The sequence below is a fragment of the Corallococcus sp. CA054B genome, from assembly GCF_003611625.1.
Classification (GTDB): domain Bacteria; phylum Myxococcota; class Myxococcia; order Myxococcales; family Myxococcaceae; genus Corallococcus; species Corallococcus coralloides.
On record NZ_RAVY01000016.1, the window covers coordinates 38,635 to 59,495 of the forward strand.

Below are 20,861 nucleotides of genomic sequence, written 5' to 3' on the forward strand. Positions count from 1 at the left end.
ATCAACGATGTCAACGGAAAGGGGCAGGCGTGTGGGCCTGAGGACGCCTTCCGGCCCGCCCGGGTGGGGGGCCCGGGAAGGCCCTACTCCGCGAAGCGCACGAGGTTGAGCAATTGCCCCATGTCCAGGGGCTTCTGCAGGGTGATGGCGACGCCCTTGCGCAGGCCCCGGTCGGAGATCTTCTCGTCCGTGCTGGCGGTCATCATCAGGACGGAGATGTTCTGGAAGCGGGGGTCCGCCTTCAGCATCTCCGTGAAGTGGATGCCGTCCAGGTGGGGCATCAGGTAGTCGGTGATGACCAGCCCCACGGGATGACGCTCCATGATGTCCAGCGCCTGGAGCGCGTCCGACGCCGAGAACACGGTGTAGCCATGCATCTCCAGGTAGCGAGAGAGCATGGTGCACAGCTCGTAATCGTCGTCGACGACCAGGATGTTCACGGGGTTCGGGCCGAAACGGGGCGCTGGAAGGTAACAGCGACGCCGGTCGTTGACAACGCGAAGGGCGGCTTCTTAGCTGCCTGCCCGTATGGCGAAGCGCATGGCGAAGCAAGGGGAGGCGCGGGACCTGGACGCGCGGCTGGAGGGGGTCGCGGACGCCTTCGAGGCGAGGGACTTCGAGGCCGCGCTCGCCAGCGCCGACGCCCTGCTCCGGGACGTTCCAGACTCAGCAGAAGCCCTGCACTACCGGGCCGCCGCGCTGGTGGAGGTGGGCCGCCTGGAGGACGCGGGCAAGGCCTATGGCGCGGCCCTCAAGATGGCCCCGGAAGACCTGGAGATCCTCTTTGGCGCGGCGGAATTCCTCGTCTGCCGCACTGGCGAGGACCGCGAGGCGGTGGAGGAGGGGCTGGAGTGGTGCGGCCGCGGGCGGAAGCTGGCGCAGCGGGACGACGACGTGGAGCTCGTCTACGAGTTCCTCCTCCTGGAGGGCATGGGCCTCAACCAGCTGGGGGAGTGCGAGTCCGCGCTGAAAATCCTGGACCAGGCGCTGACGCACATGCCGCGCTCGCCGGACGCGCAGCTGGAGCGGGGCATCGCGCTGTTCGAGCTGTGCCGCTTCGCGCCCGCGCAGGAGGCCTTCGAGCGGGTGCTGAAGGACGCTCCGGACGAGGCGTGGGCGCACCACTACCTGGGGCTCGTCGCCGAACGGCGCGGGGATGCGAAGGAGGCGAAGAAGCGCTTCTTACGGGCGCAGACGCTGGCGCCAGAGGAGCTGCCGCCGCCGGTCGCCCTGGAGGAGGAGGCGTTCGACCGCGCGGTGGAGGACGCGATGCGCGCCCTGCCCTCGCAGGTGAAGCAGTACATGGACAATGTGACGCTGGCGGTGGAGGACCTGCCGTCGGATGAGGACCTGCTGGGTCAGCAGCCGCCGCTGTCGCCGTGCATCCTGGGGGTGTTCCGGGGCACGCCCGTGGGCGAGCGCAGCGTGATGGACGCGGCTGATCACTTCCCGCCCTCCATCGTGCTGTACCAGAAGAACCTGGAGCGTTTCGCGCGCACCCGCGAGGAGCTGATCGAACAGATTGGCATCACGGTGATGCACGAAGTCGGTCACTTGATGGGTCTGGATGAAGACGACCTGTGGGAGCGGGGTCTGGACTAGGGGCTGTCCCTGATTACCGCAGCCAAAGAAGCATGGAAGCAACGTGCAGGACGGCGAGGTAGCTCTTCGCCGTCTTGTCGTAGCGGGTGGCCGCAGCCCGAAAGCGCTTGAGGTCGTGGAAGAAGCACTCCACCCGGTAGCGCAACCGATAGAGGGTGCGGTCCAGCGCAGGCGGTTGCTTCCTGCTGGGATGGGGATGAATGACAGGCGTCATTCCCACCTTCAGGGCGTTGGCGCGAATGCGCTCTGCGTCGTAACCGGTGTCCGCGATGAAGGCCTTGCCCTCGGCGTGCACCAACAACTCCTCGGCCATCGTGGACTCATGTTGCTGGCCGGGCGTTATTTCGAGGTGGAGCGGCTTACCGCCCGCCGTTGTGACGGCGTGAACTTTCGTTGAAAAACCTCCTCGAGAACGCCCCAGAGCATTTCTTCGGACCCCCCTTTTCCGCCCGAGGCGTCCTGATGCGCCCGGACGACGGAAGCGTCTGCCAGCGAGCCGAGCTCATCCACCGGAAGTCGCAGGGCCTTGAAGATGGCTTCCCAGCGCCCGACTTGCGCCCAGCGGTGGAAGCGGTTGTAGACGGTCTTCCAGTGGCCGAATCGCTCCGGAAGGTCCCGCCATTGCACCCCAGTCTTCACGCGCCAGATGACGGCGTTGATGAAGTCGCGGTCCCCTCGCTTCGAGGGTGGGCCGCTACGCGAGCCCAGCAAGGGCTTGATGCGGCTCCACTCGGCATCGCTCAGTTCATGTCGGCGCACAGCCAGCGTTGATCATGCCTGACGCTGGCTGGCAACCTCCTGGTGCCCCTCAAGGCCGGGTCCAACGCCCGTGTTTGATCCACCAGGTTGATTTTCGGGCCGGAGATCAGGGACAGCCCCTAGCCCTGTCCTCCCCTGCCCTGATGCGCGCCATGCATGCATGGACGAAGCTGGGGCTGATGGCGGTGCTGGGCCTGACGGGCTGCCTGGGCGACGACAACGAAGAGCCGCGCACGTGTCCGCAGGTGGTGGTGTTCGCGCGCTCGGACAGCGAGACGTGCCAGTCCTTCCCGACGCCGTGTGACGTGCCGGAGGGGTACGTCGAGTGCTGCGGCGGCCTCTTCGGGGGCTGCGCGGGGAACGTGTCCGGGAACACCTGCGTGGATGATCCGTCCGACACGTGCCAGCCCAGGGGCAGCGCGGACTGCCCGGGCATCTGTCAGTAGACGTCAGGCGGCGCGCGAGCCCTTGTCCTCGAAGTAGGCGCGGCGGGCGCGGGCGCAGGCGGGGCACTGCCACTGCACCAGGGTGAGGTGACGCTCGCCCAGGACGACGGCCTCGTGGCGGAGCGAGTCCCGGGGAGCCTCGCTGGTGGTTCCACAGGCGCAGCGCAGCCGGTCCAGCTTGGACAGCAGCTCCTGTGCGCTGGTGATGGGGATGGCGGATCCGGCGCTGTCGCCCCGATGGTCGGCGTCGAACTTGCGCGCGAAGGCGCGGCGCCGGCCCCAGGCGCGGCCCTTGCGCCAGAGCCCCACCGGACCGCCCTGCGCGATGACGAACCACAGCACGAGACACGTCGCGACGACGCCCAGGAAGAGGATCCCCCCTTCGCCGGACGGAGCGGAGCCCTGGCGGCGGGCGGCCCGGCTCCTGAGCTGGATGGCGTAGCCGCGCTGCGCCTCGGTGTCGCGCACGGCCTTCACGTACTCGGCGATGCGCTCGGGCGGGACCGAGTCCGCGGTGCTGCGGTAGCTGTAGTCGAGCAGCAGCGTCTGGCCTCGGGCGCGGGTGTCGGCCACGAAGCGGAAGGCCGGACCGTCCACGACCTCGTACTCCGTCTTGACGGGGGGCAGCTCGCCGGCCCTCAGCGTGATGCGGTGGCGGGCGAAGACGGGGTGCTCCACCGCCAGCGGGAAGGCGCGGTGGGAGTAGTTCGGCACGGCGAGGTACTGGCGCAGGGCATGCGCGCGGAACTCCCGGCTACCGCCCGAGGACCAGAAGTCCTCGATGCGGTAGTGCTCCTGCATGACGAGCACGTTGTTCACGGCGTCGTCGTCCACCGTCATGGGCTTCGCGACGGAGATCTTCGCGTCCGTCTTCGCGTAGTAGTTCAAGTAGAGGCGGGACACCTCGGACAGGGACGTGCCCGCGAGCGCGCGGCGCATGGAGTTGGCCGCATCCCCCGTGCGCGTGGTGACGACGTCGAGGGTCGCGGCCCCGTCGCGGTCCATCGCGACGTAGGTCTCGTCCACGAAGATGGAGGGCTCCGTCAGCGTGGGCGTGGGGATGACGGTGAGCGCCGTGGTGCCGGGGGCGACGAGGAGGGCCCGGCCGTAGGAAGGCGGCGCGTAGCTGTCGAGCCCGCCGCGCTCCAGCGTCGCCGTGGGGTCCACCCACAGCTCGCGGCCGGCCACGGTGGCGTGGACGATGACGTGGTTGAACGCGGTGGCGGTGGGGCGCAAGCCGTCCAGCAGCTGCGTGAGGTCCGTGCTCACGAGCGCCGGCTGCGCGTCGATGCCCAGCCCCTTGAGGAGCGATACCAGGAGGAGCGACTTGTCCTTGCAGTCGCCGAAGCGGCGCTGGAGGACCTCGTCGGGGTGATGGGGCTGGTGGGAGTTGGGCCCCATCTCGATGCCCAGGTAGCGCACCTCGTCCTGGACGAAGCGAAGCGCGGCGAAGAAGCGCGCCTCCGGGGTGGGCTCCTTCGAAAGCCGGCGGACCTCCTGCTCCACCGCCTTCGAACGCGCGGGCACCTGGAACAGCGTGGAGGCCCAGCGCGCGACGTCGTTCCAGTCCCTGTACTCACTGAACTGGATCCACGGGTAGACGGGCTGCCAGCCGGGGACGTCGTCCTCGTGGCGGACTGCGGGCACGTGGCGGCGCTCCAGGATGATTTCGCGCTCGCCGTTGAGCATCGACTCCGAGCGCGACAGGCCCGGCGCGGCGAAGTCCCGGATGAAGAGCGTGCGCCCCCGCCCTTCGGGCCACAGCAGCCGGTAGGCGAAGTGGGCCACGGGATAGGAACGGCCCACGCCGACGACGTCGGAGAAGCGTCCGCCAAAGACGGGGTTGGCGCCTTCGAAGGAGTACGCGACCTCCACGGTGTCGCCTACGCGCACGTCGCGGAGGAAGGGCACCACGGCGAGGGTGCCGTTGTAGAGCCGGTTCTGGAGCTCGGTCTCCTGCTGGATGACGCGGGCCTCGGCGGGCTGGAAGACGTCCTCGCGGCGGCCGTCGCGGATGCGCCAGATGCCGTGGACGGTGAGCTTCTGGTACGTCGGATCGAAGCGGAACTGGATGTCCGTGACGCGGTCGATGCCCCGCGGCGAGAGGACCTTCTGGGCCGAGTGCAGGTAGTGCTCGCGCGAAGGCCCCGACACGCGCACCTGCTCCTCGATCAGCAGCCGGGAGACGCTGGTCTCCTCCTCGCCCTCGGGCGTCGGGCCGGGGTCTGGAGGAATGGGAAGCGGCTTCACCCACGCGGCGGGAGGCCCGACGCGGAACGGCCTGGCGTTCGTCGCCGCCGGTGCTGCCTCGGCGCTCAAGGACAGACACAGCCACAGCAGCAGGACGGACGCCGAAAGGAAGCCCGGAGTCAGGGGGGCGGGACGGAAGGTTCGGCGCATGGCGGAAAAGAGCGCCCATCATGGAGCCCGGAGGACGCGCCGGACAAGGCGCCCCCTGGGACGGAGGGCGGGCGTCCCCGCACCTTTCACCAGTGAAAACCGGCAGACAGGCCAGCTCCGGAATCACCGTGACAAGGACTAGGGTTCCGGCCGTCGGATGGAAGGCCCAGGAGGCTGGCGATGATGGTCAACGTGAGGCAGGTCGCGACGCGGCTGAAGAGTGCGTTTCTGGCGGACCCGGAGCGTTTCTACACGAAGGAGACAGGGGCCTGGGTGGCGGGGATGCCGACGCCGAGCGACATCCGGGTGACGACGGGCCGGGAGCCCTTCTGGATCAACCTGGGCTACTGGAAGCACGTGGAGAAGGTGGACGACACCAACGTGGAGCGCGTGGGGGAGCTGTTCCGGTCCGCGCAGGCGGAGATGGCGCGCCTGTTGGCGAGGACGGCGAAGCTGGGACCTGGGGATGCCGTACTGGACTGCGGCTTCGGGTACGCGGACCAGGACCTGCTGTGGGCGGAGGAGTTCAAGCCCGCGAGCATCCTCGGGGTGAACATCACGCCGAACCAGGTGAAGGTGGGCCGGGAGCGAGTGAAGCTGACGGGGCTGGAGAACGTGGTCCGACTGGAGGTGGGAAGCGCGACGGCGCTGCCGGGTGCGGGGGCGTTCGACGTGGTGTTCGCGCTGGAATCCGCCATGCATTTCCGGACGCGGCAGGACTTCCTGCGCGAGGCCTTCCGGGTGCTGAAGCCAGGAGGCCGGCTGGTGATGGCGGACATGGCGCAGAAGACGGACCGCGAGTCGGGCGCAGGGCTGCGGGCCAGGCTGCGCTACCGCTACTGGCGGGGACTGATTGCGTTTCCGGAGGAGAACGTCTGGTCGACGGAGCGCTACCGGGAGGAGCTGCGGCGGGCGGGGTTCCAGGACGCGAAGGTGGAGTCCATCGCGGACGACGTGTACCCGGCGGTGAACACGGCGCTGGTGGCGCTGCGGGGCATGACGCAGTTGGAGCGCAATCCGGGGAGCACATCCCTGCACCAGGTGCGCGCGGACGTGCACAAGGCGATGCGGATGACACCGGAGCAACTCCAGTGGCCCGCGCTGTTCAACTGCGACGAGTACGCCGTGGTGTTCGCGCGCAAGCCGTGACCGTGGTTGACGGACCGGCGCTAAAGCGGCGGTAATCGCCTGCGGTAGGGCCTCCGGACCTGGTGGCCGGCCCGGTCTTCAAAACCGGTGAGGGGCTGCGAGAGCAGTCCCTGGCGAGTTCGATTCCCGTGCCCTACCGCCAATACTTCCGAGGGGTTACGCCCCACCTGCCCTGTGGATACCGTACCCTGCTGCGTCCAGGCGCGTCCAGACCAGTCCACTCGACTGCGTTACCGCTGCGTTACTGCGCAGCAGGCAACGGCGAGGACTCAGCAACGGGCTCCCTTAGTCCTACAGCTGTAGTTCGGAAGACTCCGCAGTCCTCATCCTGTTGAAGAAACAGGAGGGGGAGGAGCGAGACTTCCCATGCAGCAGCCATCGGCCACAGAAGCGCAGGCACCGGAAGTCCGGCTGGTTGGCCGTCTCGTGACGGAACTGGAGGCGGTAGGCGCCTGGCTGAAGCCGCACTTCCGCAGGCGCGAGGCGCATGCCACTGCGGTCGAGTACGTGAAGGCCCTGCTGGGGCGAGCGCAGCGCAAGAATGTGTGGGGCCTTTCGGAGGATGCAGGGCATCGAGCGCCCTATGCCTTCCAGCACCTGCTGCTGCGTGCGAAGTGGGACGCGGATGCGGTGCGCGACGACGTGCTGGAGTACGCACGTCGGGCGTTGGGTGAAGGCGGCATTCTGGCGGTGGACGAGACGGGCTTCCTGAAGAAGGGAGAGAAGTCCGTGGGCGTCGCGCGCCAGTACACGGGCACGGCGGGCAAGGTGGAGAATGCGCAGGTGGGCGTCTTCCTCTCGTATGTGACACCTCTGGGGCATGCGCTGGTGGACCGGGAGCTGTACCTGCCAGAGCCGTGGACGGAGGACTCTGCCCGCCGCCATGCGGGAGGGATTCCGGACGAGGTGGGCTTTGAATCCAAGCCAGCCCTTGCCCAGGGCATGCTGCAACGGGCGCTGGGTGCGGGACTGAAGCCTGCGTGGGTGGTGGGGGACGAAGTCTATGGACGAGACAGCACGCTGCGCCGCTTCCTCGAAGACTTGCACCAGCCCTACGTGCTGGCGGTGGCCTCCAACACGCACGTCTGGCGCGGCTTCTACCAGGTGAAGCCGGGCGACATGGCGCAAGAAGTTCCGCCGGAGGACTGGGCGCGTCTGTCCGCGGGCGCGGGCACCAAGGGCCCACGCCTCTATGACTGGGCGCGCATGCGTCTCAACAGGCACCTGGGGCTGTCGCGATGGCTGCTATTTCGCAGAGGCCTCGCGGACGGCAAGGTGGCCTTCTACGTCGCCCATGCCAGGCGCAATGCCTCGCTGGAGTCGATGGTGCGCGCGGCGGGCAGCCGGTGGGCTGTGGAGGAGGACTTCGAGTCCGCCAAGAACGAGGTGGGCCTGGCCGACTACGAGGTGCGCACCTGGACGGCATGGCATCGGCACATGACGTTGTGCCTGGTGGCCCACGTCTTTCTCTCCGCCGCGCGTGCCGTGGCCAATCAGCAACTCCAGGAGGGCCTGCCCCCAAAAGCCCTCGGCCTGCCGAGGCGCAGAAACCCCATGCGAGCATTTCTCGCCCGGCGCGGCCTTCACTGACGGCCTTTGTCCGCTACTCCGTCCAGGAAGTGCGAACGCTTCTGGTGGCTCTCCTGCGGCGCGTGGCGGCTCCACTTGCGCATGTCCTGGCGTGGAGTCGCTGGCGACGCCACCACCAAGCCGTGGCCATGCAGTGCCACTACCGGGCACGAAAGGCGCGGTTCAAACTGCAGCTGTAGGATTAGGGGAACATCACGTTGCCGAACACGACAGTGCGCCGCCCGTCTTCCTCCCAGAGCTTGAGTGAGAAGGGCCCTCGGGTTGTTTCTGGTGAGGCCTCGGCCTCCACAACAACCCGACCGACGTTCCCTCCTGGAATTGGCATTCGCTGCCATACGCGGATCACCTTCAACTCCACGCCAGCCTTGCCTTTGAGCGTTGCGCCCTTCGCGAGCCATGGCTGAGCCCCGGCCTTCACGTCCAACTTGATGTCCACCGCTACGCCCGTAGTGGAGCGATAGCTCGTGATGTAAGAGGCCGTCAGGTCACTCCCAGAGACTTGGGAGAACTCAAGGGTCACGACTTGCCCAGCCACACCACGCTCGTCCATTCCTCCGGTGGAGATCAGGCCCGCCAGCCCTCCCGGAGCATCGTGCTCGGCCATCAGTCTTGCGTTCTCATTTTGGCAGCGCAGCAATTCCGCATGCGCCTCGCGGGCTTCCTGCTGGTACGTCTCAATCGTTCGCTTTCCGCGATAGACCTCAATGAGAGACTCGGCCTTTGCCGGATGGATCCGCAAAAGGAAGAATGCACTCAAGGGGGCTGCGCCATCCCTGAATCGCACGACCAGACGAAACCGCTCGCCTGGAGCTACACGCGACGAAGGCACCAGTCGGATTGTGGCTTGCCCCACATCCACCAGTGCAAAGCGATCTCGCCCCTCCAACTCGACACTGTCGCGCATCAGGTCGGAATCGAAGAAGAGAGCCGTCGAGAGTCCAGAACTGATCCCGATCTCGGGTGCGACTTGAACATCGTCCGGCGACAATTCGATGCGTCGTGCGCCCGGCACCGACGCTGAACCCTCTGACTGAGCGACGGCCGTTTCGGCCACGAACAGCAGCCCCAGGAGCACGACGAAAGAAGAAGATGACACTCGGCGATTACTCCCAGGTGGTGCTGTTACTCAAACTCGCTCACCGCCCTCACGTATTCGCTCGTGAAGATACGGCCATTGGAGGGTGAGTCGTTTCCGGGCTCGCGTGCCATTCCTCGTTCCCCGTCTTTCACGTCGTAGACCTCCAGGCAGACAGGAAAACTGTCGCCCTTTGGCGTAGTCGCCGAGGTGAGTCGCCCGTAAACGCGGTCTCGCACGATTAGCCGACCAGACAGAACTGTCCCGTGCGGCATTTCCTCCCAATCGCCGTACAAGAACACCTGGGCAGGGCCTTCCCGAACAGAAATGAATTGCGGGCGGTCACGGGTGAAAACGGCTTCGTGCCTGTCCCCGATGTCGATGCCCAGCTTCGCCATGGCCTTCACAGCACCCTTTGGGCACGGCTCCGGAGGAGGTGCCGGGCGCACCTGCGGACCAGGACACCCCACGAGCGCCGAGCATGCCGCCGCCGTGCTCACCGCGCGGGCCATGACGCTCATGCCCTTCTTCGCGGGCTTCGAGGGGAGCTGAAGGGGCTGCGTCTCTTTGGTCTGCGTCGTCACGGTGGCGGAATCCTCCTGGAGCGTCGCAGGGAGAGCGACGGCCGCAGCGGTGGCCTCCGGCCCGGTAGGAACTGCGGCGCGGTCAGCTTGAGGTGACTTGCCAGAGGGCGCTACTTCCTGACGGGTGGGGACTGGACGCGCGACGCGCGACGTCCCGAAGCCCCACGCTGCCCCCGCAAGGACGAGCACCGCTGCGAGAGTCGCCCAGGCGCGAAGGGCCCCGCGCCGCGCAGGCGTCACACGCACGGTCGTCGCGGGAGGCGGTGTCTCGTCAGCAGCAACAGCCGCGTCCTCCGCTGGCACCTGTTTCTGGGGAATGCGTTTGCCGCGACGCGGGCGGTGTCGAGGTTGGTGCCGCCACTGCTCGAAGCTATCGATGTCTTCGCCCTCCGTCGTCGCGGAGTCCTCGGCGTAGGCGTCGCAGAGCGGCACCTCCCACGTCTCGTCCGCGCCGCGTAGCGCCTGCTCCAGCGAGTCGCAGAGAGCCTGGGCGCTGGGCGTGCGCGCCTCGGGCGTCTTCTCCAGGAGCTGCAAACACACGTCGCTCAGCGCCCGAGGCACGCGCTCGTTCTCCTCGTGCGGCGGCGTGGGCGCACTGGAGAGAATCGCCTCCGTCAAGCTGGCGCCATCCTCGCCATCGAAGGGGAAGCGTCCCGTCAGCAGCCGGTAGGAGACGAGCCCCAACGCCCACAAGTCGTCCGCAGGCCCCGCTGTGTAACGGGCATCCCGTGCCTCAAGGTGAGCACGCAGGAAGCGCCACGCCTCCGGAGAGCGGTAGTCCACCGTCCCGGGCGGCAGGATGTCCGCCGTCAGCTCACGCGCGCCCGTGTAGTCGCCGATGCCGAAGTCCACCAGCTTGGCCAGGCCGTCCGAGGCGCGAACCATGACGTTGGCCTCCTTCACGTCCCGGTGCACCACCCCTTCCGCGTGGGCGGCGGCGAGCGCCCGTGCCACGCCCAGCAGCGCGCGCGCCGCCTGCCTCGCCGTGGGGTTCTCCGCGTCGGCCCACGCGTCCAGTTGACTCCCTTCCACGTACTCCATGGCGATGACGGCGAACTGGGGCTGGGCCACCGGCCAGTAGCCATGGCCCAGAATCCGCACCACGTTGGGGAAGTGCAGGCGGGTGAGAATGGAGATTTCGCGCTCCGCCCGCTCGCCCACGCGCGGCAGGTGCAGCAGCTTCAGGGCGAAGCGCTGGCCCTCACAATGCGCGAGGTACACCGTGCCGAAGCCGCCCTGCCCCAGCTGGCGCTCCACCGTGTAGCCCAGCACCTGGGCTCCAGGAGACAGCACGGCCGGAGGTGGCCCCCGCATCATGGCGTCCTTCCTTCGGGCTCCCTGGCCTTTTCCATCCGGCGTCCTCCCAGCGGGGCGCGGACCCTAACAGAAGCGTGAGAAGCCCGGGAATCCCTCCCTCTGGACGAGCCCTCCAGAAACGACTCATGGAGTCCATCCAATTCCACCTGACCTCCAGCATCCACCCTTGGCCGACCTTTGTGCTGCGCACTGGGCGTCCCCCCAGACGAGCTGATGGGTCACACTCCCGAGCCCCGGTAAGCGGCCCGGCCGTGCGCGCCCTCGGTTACGCTGCGCCCGCCATGAATGAGGAACTCGGCATCACCATCGGCACGGAGGCCCGCGCCGCCCGCCAGCACCTGGGCCTGACGCAGGCCGAAGTCGCGGAGCGCATTGGACTGGTGCACCCCGTCTACAACCGCCTGGAGCGCGGAAAGATGCTCCCCAGCGTCCCCTCCCTCTACCGCCTCTGCCGCGAGCTGCGGGTGTCGCCCGAGAAGCTGATGGGGCTCACCGCGACGGGCGACGTGCGCAAGGGTACGAAGCCCAAGCCCAAGGAAGAGGACACCCCGGAGCTGCGGCGCCTCCTCCACCTCGCGCGCAAGCTGGACGCGGAGGACCTCACGGCCCTCCTCCACGTTGCCTCGGCCCTGGCGCGCTGAAGCCCTACTCCCGCTTCAGGCCCTCCAACTCGTGGGCCTCCAGCCCCTCGGGGAAGAAGCGCTCTTCGCCGAACTCCACCTCGTCGCGAAGGACGCTGCCCTCGGCCAGCACCTGGGCCCACTCCGCTGCGGCTTCCTGCCGACCGTAGCCCGGGTGCCGCCTCGCCAGGGCAACGCGCATCGCGTCGCGCATGCCCGCCGCCGTGGCGAATCGCTCCTCGGGCTTGGCGCGTAGCGCGACATGCAGCATGGCCTTCACGTCCGGGGAGAGTGAGGCCACCGCCTCCTCGACATCCTCCGGACTGAAGCTGGCCAGCAGCACCTGCATCTGCGTGAGCGGCAGCGAGGGGAGGATTTCCGGCTGGAGGTGCGCCATGCCGTGGACGCGGGACACCAACTCCCGCAGCTTGGGGTCCAGGTTCAGCACCTCGCGCCGGAGCCGCGCGCACTCCTCGCGCAGGGCGTACAGCTCCTCGACGGTAGCCACCTCCAGCGCCAAGGCCGCGTCGTGCATCTGCGTCAGCGAGCCGGGCAGCGATTCGGCCGCGTCGTCGCGGCTCACCAGCGGCATGGGCCGCGTCTTCGGCTGGCCCTTGCGCCCGCGCTGGGCTGCGTCTGAGGGCCGGACGTCCGCATAGTGCAGGCGGATCTGCTCCATGATGGCCCGGCGCGCACGCCACTCCACCCAGGTGGAGAACGTCTGCCGGCCGCGCTTCTCGGGCTTGTACGTCTCCACGGCCTTGAGCGCTTCGAGGAGCGCCACCTGGACGAGGTCATCCTCCAGCAGCGAGCCGCTGAGCTTCTCGTAGCCACGGGCCTGCCGCCGCAGCTGGGGCTCCAGCAGGCGCAGCAACGCGTCCACCAGTTGCCGGGCCCGCCCGGGCTCGCCCGCCGCATGGCGCCTGTGAATCTCGCTCACCAGCTCATCCGGGCTCGGCCGCGACGCTCCACTGCGTGAAACATGAGACTCCCGCTTCGCTGCACTGCCCTTCTTCACGCCTTGCCCCTCTCGTGCGTTAAGAAACACGCCGTTCCCCATGCGACAATGTGCGCAGCGCCCAGCAAGACACCTGCCATGTCACGCAGGGAGGGCACGCCTCCGCTATGCGTGAAACATCCACGCACTTGTGACATGGAGGGATACAGGGCGTGCCGACTTGCTGTGTCCGGATGGACTCGCATGGTTGCCTCCAACGGCCAGGACCTGGGGAGTAACATCGCCGTCTGACACGGCCTCCGTGCCGCCATCACCCGGCAGGTCTCCAGCCCCTCCCCTGCAAATGGGGGCGAACTCTGGCCGTGGCTTTTCGCGGGTGTTTCGTCGCAGGCGCTGGAAGCGGCACCGCAAGGCAGGGCGGCGAGCCCAACACACCCGCCACACACCTATCACTCTCGTTCTCTCTCTTTCATAGAGAGCTTGAGAGAGAACTACATATATACGCGCGAGAACCAATAGGAGATAGGACAACGACCCCTGTGTGTGGTGTTGCCGTGTGACTCGGCCGTCCCTGCCGCGTCACGCCACCCGTAGGAAGTGCCCCCATTGAGACAGCGAAGGGCGTCGTCCGTGCTGGACGACCCCGCTGCCACACGGCTGGAGCACACATCACCCATGAAAGTCGCATTCTACGAATCCGCCCAGGACAACACGCCCCGCGTCGAGGACTGGGACTGGACGCGGCTGCGCGCACTGCTCACCACCCATCGCCGCAGCAAATGCCCGCAGACGCCCTGCCCTGGCCGGTGCCCAGCGAAGAATGGCCCAGCCTGGAGCCCCGTGGACATTGGCGAGCGACGCGGCAACGACTTCGTGCACGCCATCACGCTTGCTGTCTTTGACTTGGACCATCTGGAGGCAGAGCAACTGGCGCCGCTAGAAGTGCTGGAGCGCGATAGCTACGCCTACGCCCTGCACACCACGCACAGCCACCGGCCACCAGACTTCTGCATGCGGCTTGTCATTCCGCTGAGCCGTCCGGTGCTGCCGCGCGAGTGGCCAGCCGTGCGAGCAGCTGCCCTGGCCATGCTGCACATACCGGCGGATCCAACCACCAAGGACCTGTCCCGGCTCTACTACCTGCCCGACGCGCCCGAAGGTGCCGAGTGCTTCGCGGAGAGCACGGAAGGCAAGCCGCTGGACGTGGATGCCCTGCTGGGGTCGTCACACGCGAGCGCTGCGCCGGCGCCGCCACTGGCCACCGTGGACATGCAGCACCTGGCCACGCTGCTGCGCCGCCATGCGCGTCCGGAGAACAAGCCGCTCGTTGGCCGGGCGCTTCTCGGCGAGCCGCTGGCGCCGCGAGGCAGCCAGGACACGTCCCTGCAGCAGCTCATGAGCACCGTGGCCTTCTGCCTGCCCAACGACACGCCGGACGTGGCCATCGTGGAGCTGTTGCGCCCGTGCTTCGCCGTGACGGACTGGGGCCAAGGGACTGAGCACCTGGTGGCGGAGGCGCTGAAGAAGCTGCACCGGGCTCGCGCACGTAAGGCTGAGCGCGACGCGAAGCGGCTCGCGGCGAACCACGACCTCGTGGCACTGCTGGGCACGCCCCTGGGGGCGCCTACGTCCGCCGAGAAGCTCCCGCCCGTGGACGAGGGGCAAGAGACGCCGGAGGCCTGGGGCAAGGAGCTGCTCACCTACGAGACGCGGGACGGGGAGAAGAAGCTGCGCAACTGCGAGGCCAACCTATCCATGGTGCTGCTGCGCTCGCCCGAGTGGCGGGGCACGCTGCGCTTCAACGAGACCTCGAAGGAAATCGAGTTCGCGGGCAGCCCCCTGCGCGCGGACGTGCGACAGGACGACCTGGACACGGAGATTGCCGTCTGGGTCCAGGGCAGCAGCTACGGGCGCCTGGGTCTCATGCCTCGCCCCGCCCAGGTGCGCGACGTGCTTCGCCAGGTCGCTCATGCCAACGCCTACGACCCGCTCCGCGACTACCTGGAGGGCCTCGCCTGGGATGGGAGGCCGCGCATCGACACCTTCCTGGAGCACTACCTGGGCGCCACGGGCGACATGACGCACCTACGCACCATCGGCCCCAAGTGGCTCATCAGCGCCGTGGCACGGGCGCTGCGGCCAGGCTGCAAGGTGGACACGGTGCTCATCCTGGAGGGCGCCCAGGGGCTCCGGAAGTCCACTGCCTTTCGCGTGCTGGCGGGCGAGTGGTTCAGCGATGCGACGCTGGACATCGGCCACAAGGACTCCGCCGCGCTTGCCTCCCAGTTCTGGATCATCGAGCTGGCGGAACTGGACGCCGTCCGGCGCGCGGCGGACGTCCAGGCTCTCAAAGCCTACGTGTCGCGCAGCGAGGACACGTACCGGCCGCCTTATGGGCGCGTGACGGTGCGCACGGCGCGGCGGTGCGTCTTCGTCGGCACCACCAACAGCGAGGAGTACCTGCGCAACGACCCGAGCGGCTACCGGCGCTGGTGGCCGGTGCGATGCACGTCCATCGACATCGAGGCATTGAAGGCAGACCGCGCGCAGTTGTGGGCGGAGGCAGTGGCGCGCTTCCGCCAGGACGAGAAGTGGTGGCTGTCGGAGGAGGAGGTCCCCCGCGCCGAGTCCCAGGCGAAGGAGCGCAGCGAGACGCCGAACGATGGGAAGCGGGATGCCATCGTCCAGTGGCTGCTGCGCATGCCGCCCTCACGGCGTCCGGTAGACGTGCCCCTCCTGACCGTGGCGGAGGAGGCGCTAGGCGTCCTGAAGGGCAACCTGAACGCGGCAACGGACAGGGAGATTGCCAGCGTCCTGCGTGACCTCGGATTCCGCAAGCGCATCCAAAGCGTGGCCACCGTGCGGCGGCGGGTCTGGGCGGTGCCGGAGGTGCTGCGGACTGCTCCCCAGGAGACAGTCACCCCACCTATTTCCTCAGGGTCCAGCCCTGTGCGAGACTTCCCCTCGAACACACAGATTTAGCAAACACGGGCGCGCGACGGCATCGCCAATGCTCTCCAGCACCTCACCGGCAACAATATACAATACACACATCAAAAACACCACAAGACACAACCCCACGCCCACCCAAAACCACACAACACACTTAAACCATCAAACGGATTTCGCAACCAACAAGGAGAAGTCTTGCCTATTTTCTCTAACATCGTAGGCGACTGGAGAGAGCTTGAGCTATTCATCAAGGGGATTTACCAGGATGTCGAAGAAATACACGCCAGCCACGACTTAACCATTACGGATGCCGACGGCGCGCCTCGGCAGATTGATGTCCTTCTTGACTTCAAGAAGGGACCACACAACTACAAGACGATAGTTGAATGCAAACACTGGAAAAGCAACGTCGAACGCCAAAACATTGACGTACTAATAATGACCGTCCAAAAGACAAGAGCTAGCAAGGGGGTGTTTTTCACTACCCGCGGATATCAATCCGGCGCGCTCACGACAGCAAAAGCCAATGGAATAGACGCTTTCCTAGTTCGCGATCCGCATGATGGCGAGTGGTGGCCCACTTCTGCACAGGACACACACCTACAACTCTGCACTTACTGTCCTGAGGATAAGATTATCGTACCCGCAGACGCTTATGGAGTTTGCGCTGCCGATCCATGGCCTAGAGGCATTAAAACATCCCCTGAGGTCCGATTTGGACATGATCGCACTCAGACTCCGATCTTGAACCGCGAGGACCGAAAATCTCTGGAGGATCTCGTTGACGAGGCTGTTCGAAAGAACCTTGAACATGTCGTCGCCCCACTCAAGGTCATAGGAGGGGGGGATGACTGCGTCGGCCACTTCACGTTTCGCTGTGATCTGAAGTTCGTCAATCCAATTGAGATTCAAGAGCGAACAACTCCGCCAGTCGTTATTTGCATATCAAGACTGTCAGTAAATGTCGCCGTCCGCATTGAGCAACGGCGGTTTCGCCGCCTATCGCCTCGTGAGCTTGGATCATGCGTCATTGTTGAAGACTGCATTTCGAACAGGAAATTCCAGGTAAGCCAACCAACTCCCGGCGCGACCTTTGTTTGGATGGACATGCTTCAGCCTCCGCTCAAAGACCAACTCCCAGCCAATTCGCGACTGGTGGTTGTTTCCCAAGAGCCATTTCGCGCTGAATGCTTCAAGGCTCCTTGGTCTACCTTCGGGCAAATCGTCATCTACAAGCCCGAAACGGTCCCACATTCAAATTCACTAACAAAGACCCTACAAGCCCTAGCAGGCTATTAAGAACCGACGCGGATCGCTCTGAAATATCTGCTGAAGGGGACTCCCCAAGCCATGCCCATCCGGCGATGGGGCGCAGGGACTGATGAAGACTCCTGCAACAGCCTGTTAGAGCACGCTCTGTTCACGGGCGTACCCCCTTACAGCAACTCACAGTCATTCACGATTCATCGTGACAATGCACCAGCAAAGCGCACAGAAGCCACTCTGTGCGAATCGTTGGCGCGCCACTTAGACAGGTCTGTCTGAAAGCGGTTCAGAAACCCATCTTTTTGGCACATTATATGATACGAAATACGGGTGCCAGAGTTTGCCATCCTTACACCGGCGCACGGGATAGCGATCATTGCCGACCAAAGTTCTAAGTGGGACTGACGGGCGCGCGTACCCTTCGTCGTTCGGCACGTAGTGGACGAGTTCTTCGTCTCCGCCAATGCCATGCTCTGTCATCAGCGCCGCCCAAAGACGCTCGTTCTCATCTAGCAGTGCAAGAAGGTCAGACGGATGGACCGGGACCATCACACTGGGCAGTATCTCCTCCTGGCTATGTCGGACCAGTTCACGTTGTGCATCCATGGCCGACTTCTTCAGGTCTGCTTTTCGATCCTTGGTGAGACTCATAGTTTCCCTCAGTCGCGACTTATCTGTCCACGGGGAGCAGTGCTCCAGATCGCGGCAAGCCGCAATTGGGCATCATTCCGTTTGATCGTGAGTTCAGCAACCTTTCGATTGTGGTCTTCTAAAACTGCCCCCATTGAGTAAGGGTGAGTCCACCCGTCGAAGGGCCGAAGCTGAATGCTGTCGACGGTGGTATCCTGCATCACTTATCCGTCTCGCAGCTGCGAAAGTTCGTGCTCTGCGAGCGTGCGTGGTTCTTCGCCAAGGTCCTGCGGCTGCCTGAGCGGCCCCTCAAGGCCCGGGACCTTGGCACCGCAGTTCACGCCCAACTTGAGCACTTCCTGCGCACAGGCGAGGACGTCCTGGGCGCCATCGCGGCGGCCGGCAGGCACCTGCTCCCCGCTCCAGGTCCTGACCTCTTTGTAGAGGAGCACTTTGGCCAGCCCTCCCCGCTCTTCGCTGACGGCATTCCGCTCACCGGCTACATCGACCTCGTCAACCCGCGACGCCTCGCCGAGGGCGTGCTGCGTGTCACGGACCACAAGACGACGAAGTCCATCGCCAGCTACGCCGCCGCGCCCGAGCAACTCGCATCCGCCGCCCATGACGCCGGCATCCAGATGGTGGGCTACGGCTATTGGGCCGTCCTCGCCGCCGAGCGCTTCCCGGGTCTGAAGCGGCTGGAGCTGGAGCACCTCTACTTCCAGACCCACGGCCCGAAGCTCGCCCGCTCCGTCGTCGCCACCGTCAGCGTCGAGCACGTCCGCGAGGAGTGGCACACGCACGTTGAGTTGATGGCGCGCCGCATGCGCGACGTCGCGCGCGCCGCGTCCCCCAGCCAGGTCAAACCCACTTGGAGCGCCTGCCAGAAGTACGGCGGGTGCTCCTTCCAGGCGCAGTGCCTCAACTCGCAGTCGCAAGGAAGCAAGCCCATGGCCCTGATGGATCGCATCCTGAAGCCCCAGACTCCGCCCGCGCAGCCCGCTACGTCCGCGCCTGCGACGGCCCCCACGACGCCGCCAGCGCCCGCCCAGGCCGCTCCGGAGCTGGAGCTGGCGGCGGTGCTGCCTCCGGACGCCCCCAAGAGCAACCCGACGCTGGCATCCGCCCCCGCGCCCGAGCAGCCCACCCAGGCAACCAGCGACGAGGCTCCGCGCCGCAAGCGCCGGACGAAGGCGGAGATGGAGGCCGCCCGCGCTGGCGAGCCCACGCGGCCAGCCGAGGCCAGCCTGTCCCTGTTCGTGGACTGCGTGCCCAACTGCCCCGCCGAGCCGCTGGCGGGCTACGTGGGCCGGATGGTGGCGAAGATTGAGCAGGAGTGCGGCGTCGTGGACATCCGCGTCGCCCCCAACGACTCGCCCCTGGCCTATGGGAAGTGGAAGGGCGTCCTGGCCGCCACCATCCGCGCCGAGCCCCCCGAACCCGGCACCTACGCCGCCCTGGGCGTGGCCGGCAGCGAGCTGATGCAGGTGGCCGTGGAGGCCCTGGAGCCGCTGTGCGGCACGGGGCACTTCGTCCGGGGCGTTCGGTAACGAGGGCCGCCCATGAAGCTCCTCCAGCGCATTGGCGTGCCCCTGCCGCCGTCTCCGCCTCCGGGCGACGTGTCCCAGGTAGCCGAGAACTACTCGCGCACGGGCCGCTCGCCCGTGGGCTGGTCATCAGACCTGGCCCGCATCCTCGCCCTGCCCCGCCGTGACCTGGCCGCGTCCTACACGGCAGCGGACGTCGAGGCGCTGGAGGCCCAGCTGCGCGCCCCTGCAGGCCCGTGTGGCTGCGCGGCCATGTCCCCTGCCCGTCCATGTCCCACGCGGCTTCGACGCGTCCAGGCCCTTGCGCTGCTGGAGTCGTCCCGCGTGGGCGGGCTGCTGGGACCCATCGGCACGGGGCACGGCAAGGAGCTGACCACCTTCCTCATACCCATGGTGATGCCGGCCTGCCGCGTGGCCTGCCTCTTCATCCCGGCCAACCTGCTGCCTCAGTTCACAGCGGAGTGGGACTACTACGGCGCGCACTGGCGCCTTCCCAACCTCGCAGGCGGTCGCTGGTTCCGGCCAGGCCTGCCGGTGCTGCACGTCATCACCTACAACAAGCTCTCCAGCCAGGAAGCTACGGACCTGCTGGAGCGCATCCGCCCGGACCTCGTCATCCTCAACGAGGCGCACAACCTCAAGGACCCCAAGGCCTCGCGCACCGGCCGATTCCTCCGCTACTTTGAGAAGCGTCCGGAGACGCGGCTCGTGGCTCTGTCAGGCACGTTCGCATCCAAGAGCATCAAGGACTACGCGCACCTGTCGCGGCTGGCGCTGCGCGAGGGCTCGCCCCTGCCTCTGGCCCACCACGTCGTAGAGGAATGGGGCACGGCGCTGGACCCGGGCAAGGTGATTGCCCCACCTGGCGCGCTGGAGCGGCTGTGCGCGCCCGACGAGCACGTCCGCGAGGGCTTCCGGCGCCGCCGCAACGACACGCGCGGCATCGTCGCCACTGACGAGAGCGCCCTGAACAAGCCGCTCATCATCCGCCCGCGCTACCCGGGGCCTGTGCCTGCTGAGCTGCTGGCGCTCATTGAGCTGGCACACGGAGGAGAGCGTCCGGATGGGGAGCAGTTCCAGGAGCAGCTCCAGGCCATGGCCTGCGCGCGGCAGCTGTCAGCCGGCTTCTACCATCGCTGGCGCTACCCTCGGGGCGAGCCCCCGGAGCTGATCGAGGAGTGGTTCGCGAAGCGGAAGGCCTGGAACAAGGAGGTGTGGGAAGAGCTGAAGGGTGAGCGGCGCGAGCACCTGGACTCGCCGGGGCTGCTCACCAAGGCAGCCATCCGTGCGCACATGGTGCCGTCCTACGAGGGCGACAAACCGGTTTGGCAGGCCACGACGTGGACAGAATGGGCGGAGATTCACGACGCGGTGCAGCCTGAGCCCCAAGCCGTGTGGGTGTCAGACTTCCTCGTGCAGGACGCAGCGGAGTGGGCGCGGACCCAGGTGGGGATTGTCTGGGTGGAGTTTCCGGAGCTGGGAGAGCGGATCGCCCGCGCCGCTGGGGTGCCCTTCTACGGAGGGGGACGCGCGGCGTCTGAGGCCATCCTCCAGGAGAGCGGGCGGCGCTCCATCGTCGCGAGCATCAAGGCCCATGCGACGGGGAAGAATCTTCAGCAGTTCTGCCGCAATCTCGTGGTGACGCCGCCCTCGGACGGCGCCATCTGGGAGCAGCTCCTCGCGCGCACGCACCGCCCAGGACAACAAGCGGCCCGCGTCGAAGTGGATGTGTGCATCCACACGCAGGACTACGTCCAGGCCTTCGCAACTGCCCAAGAGCGGGCACGGTTCATCCAACAGACGGACGGACAGCCCCAAAAGCTTCTCTGCCGCCACGCAGCATCCACGCTCACGGCTGCCGAACCCCTTGAATGAACAGGGCAATTTGGCGCGCAGGGCATCATGTACATCTCGATGCCTTGACATCGGACAACGCTGTCCAATGTTGGGCCGACATCATCGGCTA

14 protein-coding genes, 1 tRNA gene and 1 pseudogene are annotated in these 20,861 nt (G+C 66.6%); 10 read left to right on the top strand and 6 right to left on the bottom strand.

What is annotated here, in order from left to right; translation table 11 throughout:
- Positions 1 to 83 precede the first annotated feature (83 nt).
- Positions 84 to 440: a response regulator gene (locus D7V80_RS06495; protein ID WP_014396127.1), complete on the bottom strand. Its 357-nt coding sequence runs from the start codon at positions 438 to 440 to the stop codon at positions 84 to 86.
- 88 nt (positions 441 to 528) lie between these two features.
- On the opposite strand from D7V80_RS06495, the gene D7V80_RS06500 reads away from it, so the two are divergent.
- Positions 529 to 1,602 carry a metallopeptidase family protein gene (locus tag D7V80_RS06500; RefSeq protein ID WP_199738404.1) on the top strand — a complete coding sequence of 358 codons (1,074 nt, stop codon included), beginning with the start codon at positions 529 to 531 and terminating at the stop codon, positions 1,600 to 1,602.
- A 13-nt stretch (positions 1,603 to 1,615) separates the two neighbouring features.
- On the opposite strand, the pseudogene D7V80_RS43820 reads toward D7V80_RS06500, so the two are convergent.
- Positions 1,616 to 2,361 (bottom strand): annotated as a pseudogene (locus tag D7V80_RS43820) (IS5 family transposase).
- A 152-nt stretch (positions 2,362 to 2,513) separates the two neighbouring features.
- On the opposite strand from D7V80_RS43820, the gene D7V80_RS06515 reads away from it, so the two are divergent.
- Complete coding sequence (locus tag D7V80_RS06515) at positions 2,514 to 2,807, top strand: hypothetical protein (protein ID WP_120587329.1); 294 nt, start codon at positions 2,514 to 2,516, stop codon at positions 2,805 to 2,807.
- A 3-nt stretch (positions 2,808 to 2,810) separates the two neighbouring features.
- On the opposite strand, the gene D7V80_RS06520 is transcribed toward D7V80_RS06515, so the two are convergent.
- Positions 2,811 to 5,207: a DUF3857 domain-containing protein gene (locus tag D7V80_RS06520; protein WP_120587330.1), complete on the bottom strand. Its 2,397-nt coding sequence runs from the start codon at positions 5,205 to 5,207 to the stop codon at positions 2,811 to 2,813.
- 180 nt (positions 5,208 to 5,387) lie between these two features.
- On the opposite strand from D7V80_RS06520, the gene D7V80_RS06525 reads away from it, so the two are divergent.
- The 3 genes from D7V80_RS06525 to D7V80_RS06535 all read left to right on the top strand — a co-directional run bounded on the left by D7V80_RS06525 (position 5,388) and on the right by D7V80_RS06535 (position 7,946).
- Entirely contained in the window at positions 5,388 to 6,356 is a 969-nt protein-coding gene (locus D7V80_RS06525) for a methyltransferase domain-containing protein (protein ID WP_120587331.1), read from the top strand.
- Between the two features lie 43 nt (positions 6,357 to 6,399).
- Positions 6,400 to 6,498 (top strand) — tRNA-Sec (locus D7V80_RS06530).
- 224 nt (positions 6,499 to 6,722) lie between these two features.
- On the top strand, positions 6,723 to 7,946 hold the full coding sequence (locus D7V80_RS06535; protein ID WP_120587332.1) for an IS701 family transposase: 1,224 nt from the start codon (positions 6,723 to 6,725) through the stop codon (positions 7,944 to 7,946).
- Between the two features lie 181 nt (positions 7,947 to 8,127).
- Here the strand turns inward: D7V80_RS06535 and D7V80_RS06540 are convergent, their stop codons facing one another.
- Together D7V80_RS06540 and D7V80_RS06545 are read right to left on the bottom strand one after the other, a co-directional pair.
- Complete coding sequence (locus D7V80_RS06540) at positions 8,128 to 9,042, bottom strand: DUF2381 family protein (protein WP_120587333.1); 915 nt, start codon at positions 9,040 to 9,042, stop codon at positions 8,128 to 8,130.
- Positions 9,043 to 9,068: 26 nt separating this feature from the next.
- Positions 9,069 to 10,922, bottom strand: coding sequence for a serine/threonine protein kinase (locus D7V80_RS06545; protein WP_370452465.1), 1,854 nt, complete (start codon positions 10,920 to 10,922; stop codon positions 9,069 to 9,071).
- Positions 10,923 to 11,203: 281 nt separating this feature from the next.
- Here D7V80_RS06545 and D7V80_RS06550 point away from each other — a divergent pair, with 281 nt between their 5' ends.
- Entirely contained in the window at positions 11,204 to 11,563 is a 360-nt protein-coding gene (locus D7V80_RS06550) for a helix-turn-helix transcriptional regulator (protein ID WP_120587334.1), read from the top strand.
- Between the two features lie 4 nt (positions 11,564 to 11,567).
- Here the strand turns inward: D7V80_RS06550 and D7V80_RS06555 are convergent, their stop codons facing one another.
- Positions 11,568 to 12,482, bottom strand: coding sequence for a sigma factor (locus tag D7V80_RS06555; RefSeq protein ID WP_158616555.1), 915 nt, complete (start codon positions 12,480 to 12,482; stop codon positions 11,568 to 11,570).
- A gap of 693 nt (positions 12,483 to 13,175) precedes the next feature.
- Between D7V80_RS06555 and D7V80_RS06560 the strand changes: the two genes are divergently transcribed.
- The 4 genes from D7V80_RS06560 (at position 13,176) to D7V80_RS06575 (ending at position 20,770) form a co-directional block, all read left to right on the top strand.
- Entirely contained in the window at positions 13,176 to 15,482 is a 2,307-nt protein-coding gene (locus D7V80_RS06560) for a virulence-associated E family protein (protein WP_120587336.1), read from the top strand.
- A 165-nt stretch (positions 15,483 to 15,647) separates the two neighbouring features.
- Entirely contained in the window at positions 15,648 to 16,751 is a 1,104-nt protein-coding gene (locus D7V80_RS06565) for a restriction endonuclease (RefSeq protein WP_158616556.1), read from the top strand.
- A 761-nt stretch (positions 16,752 to 17,512) separates the two neighbouring features.
- Positions 17,513 to 18,898, top strand: a complete 1,386-nt coding sequence (locus tag D7V80_RS06570) for a PD-(D/E)XK nuclease family protein (protein ID WP_120587338.1) — start codon at positions 17,513 to 17,515, stop codon at positions 18,896 to 18,898.
- 12 nt (positions 18,899 to 18,910) lie between these two features.
- Positions 18,911 to 20,770 (top strand): DEAD/DEAH box helicase family protein, encoded by a 1,860-nt coding sequence (locus D7V80_RS06575; protein WP_120587339.1) that lies wholly within the window; start codon positions 18,911 to 18,913, stop codon positions 20,768 to 20,770.
- Positions 20,771 to 20,861 lie beyond the last annotated feature (91 nt).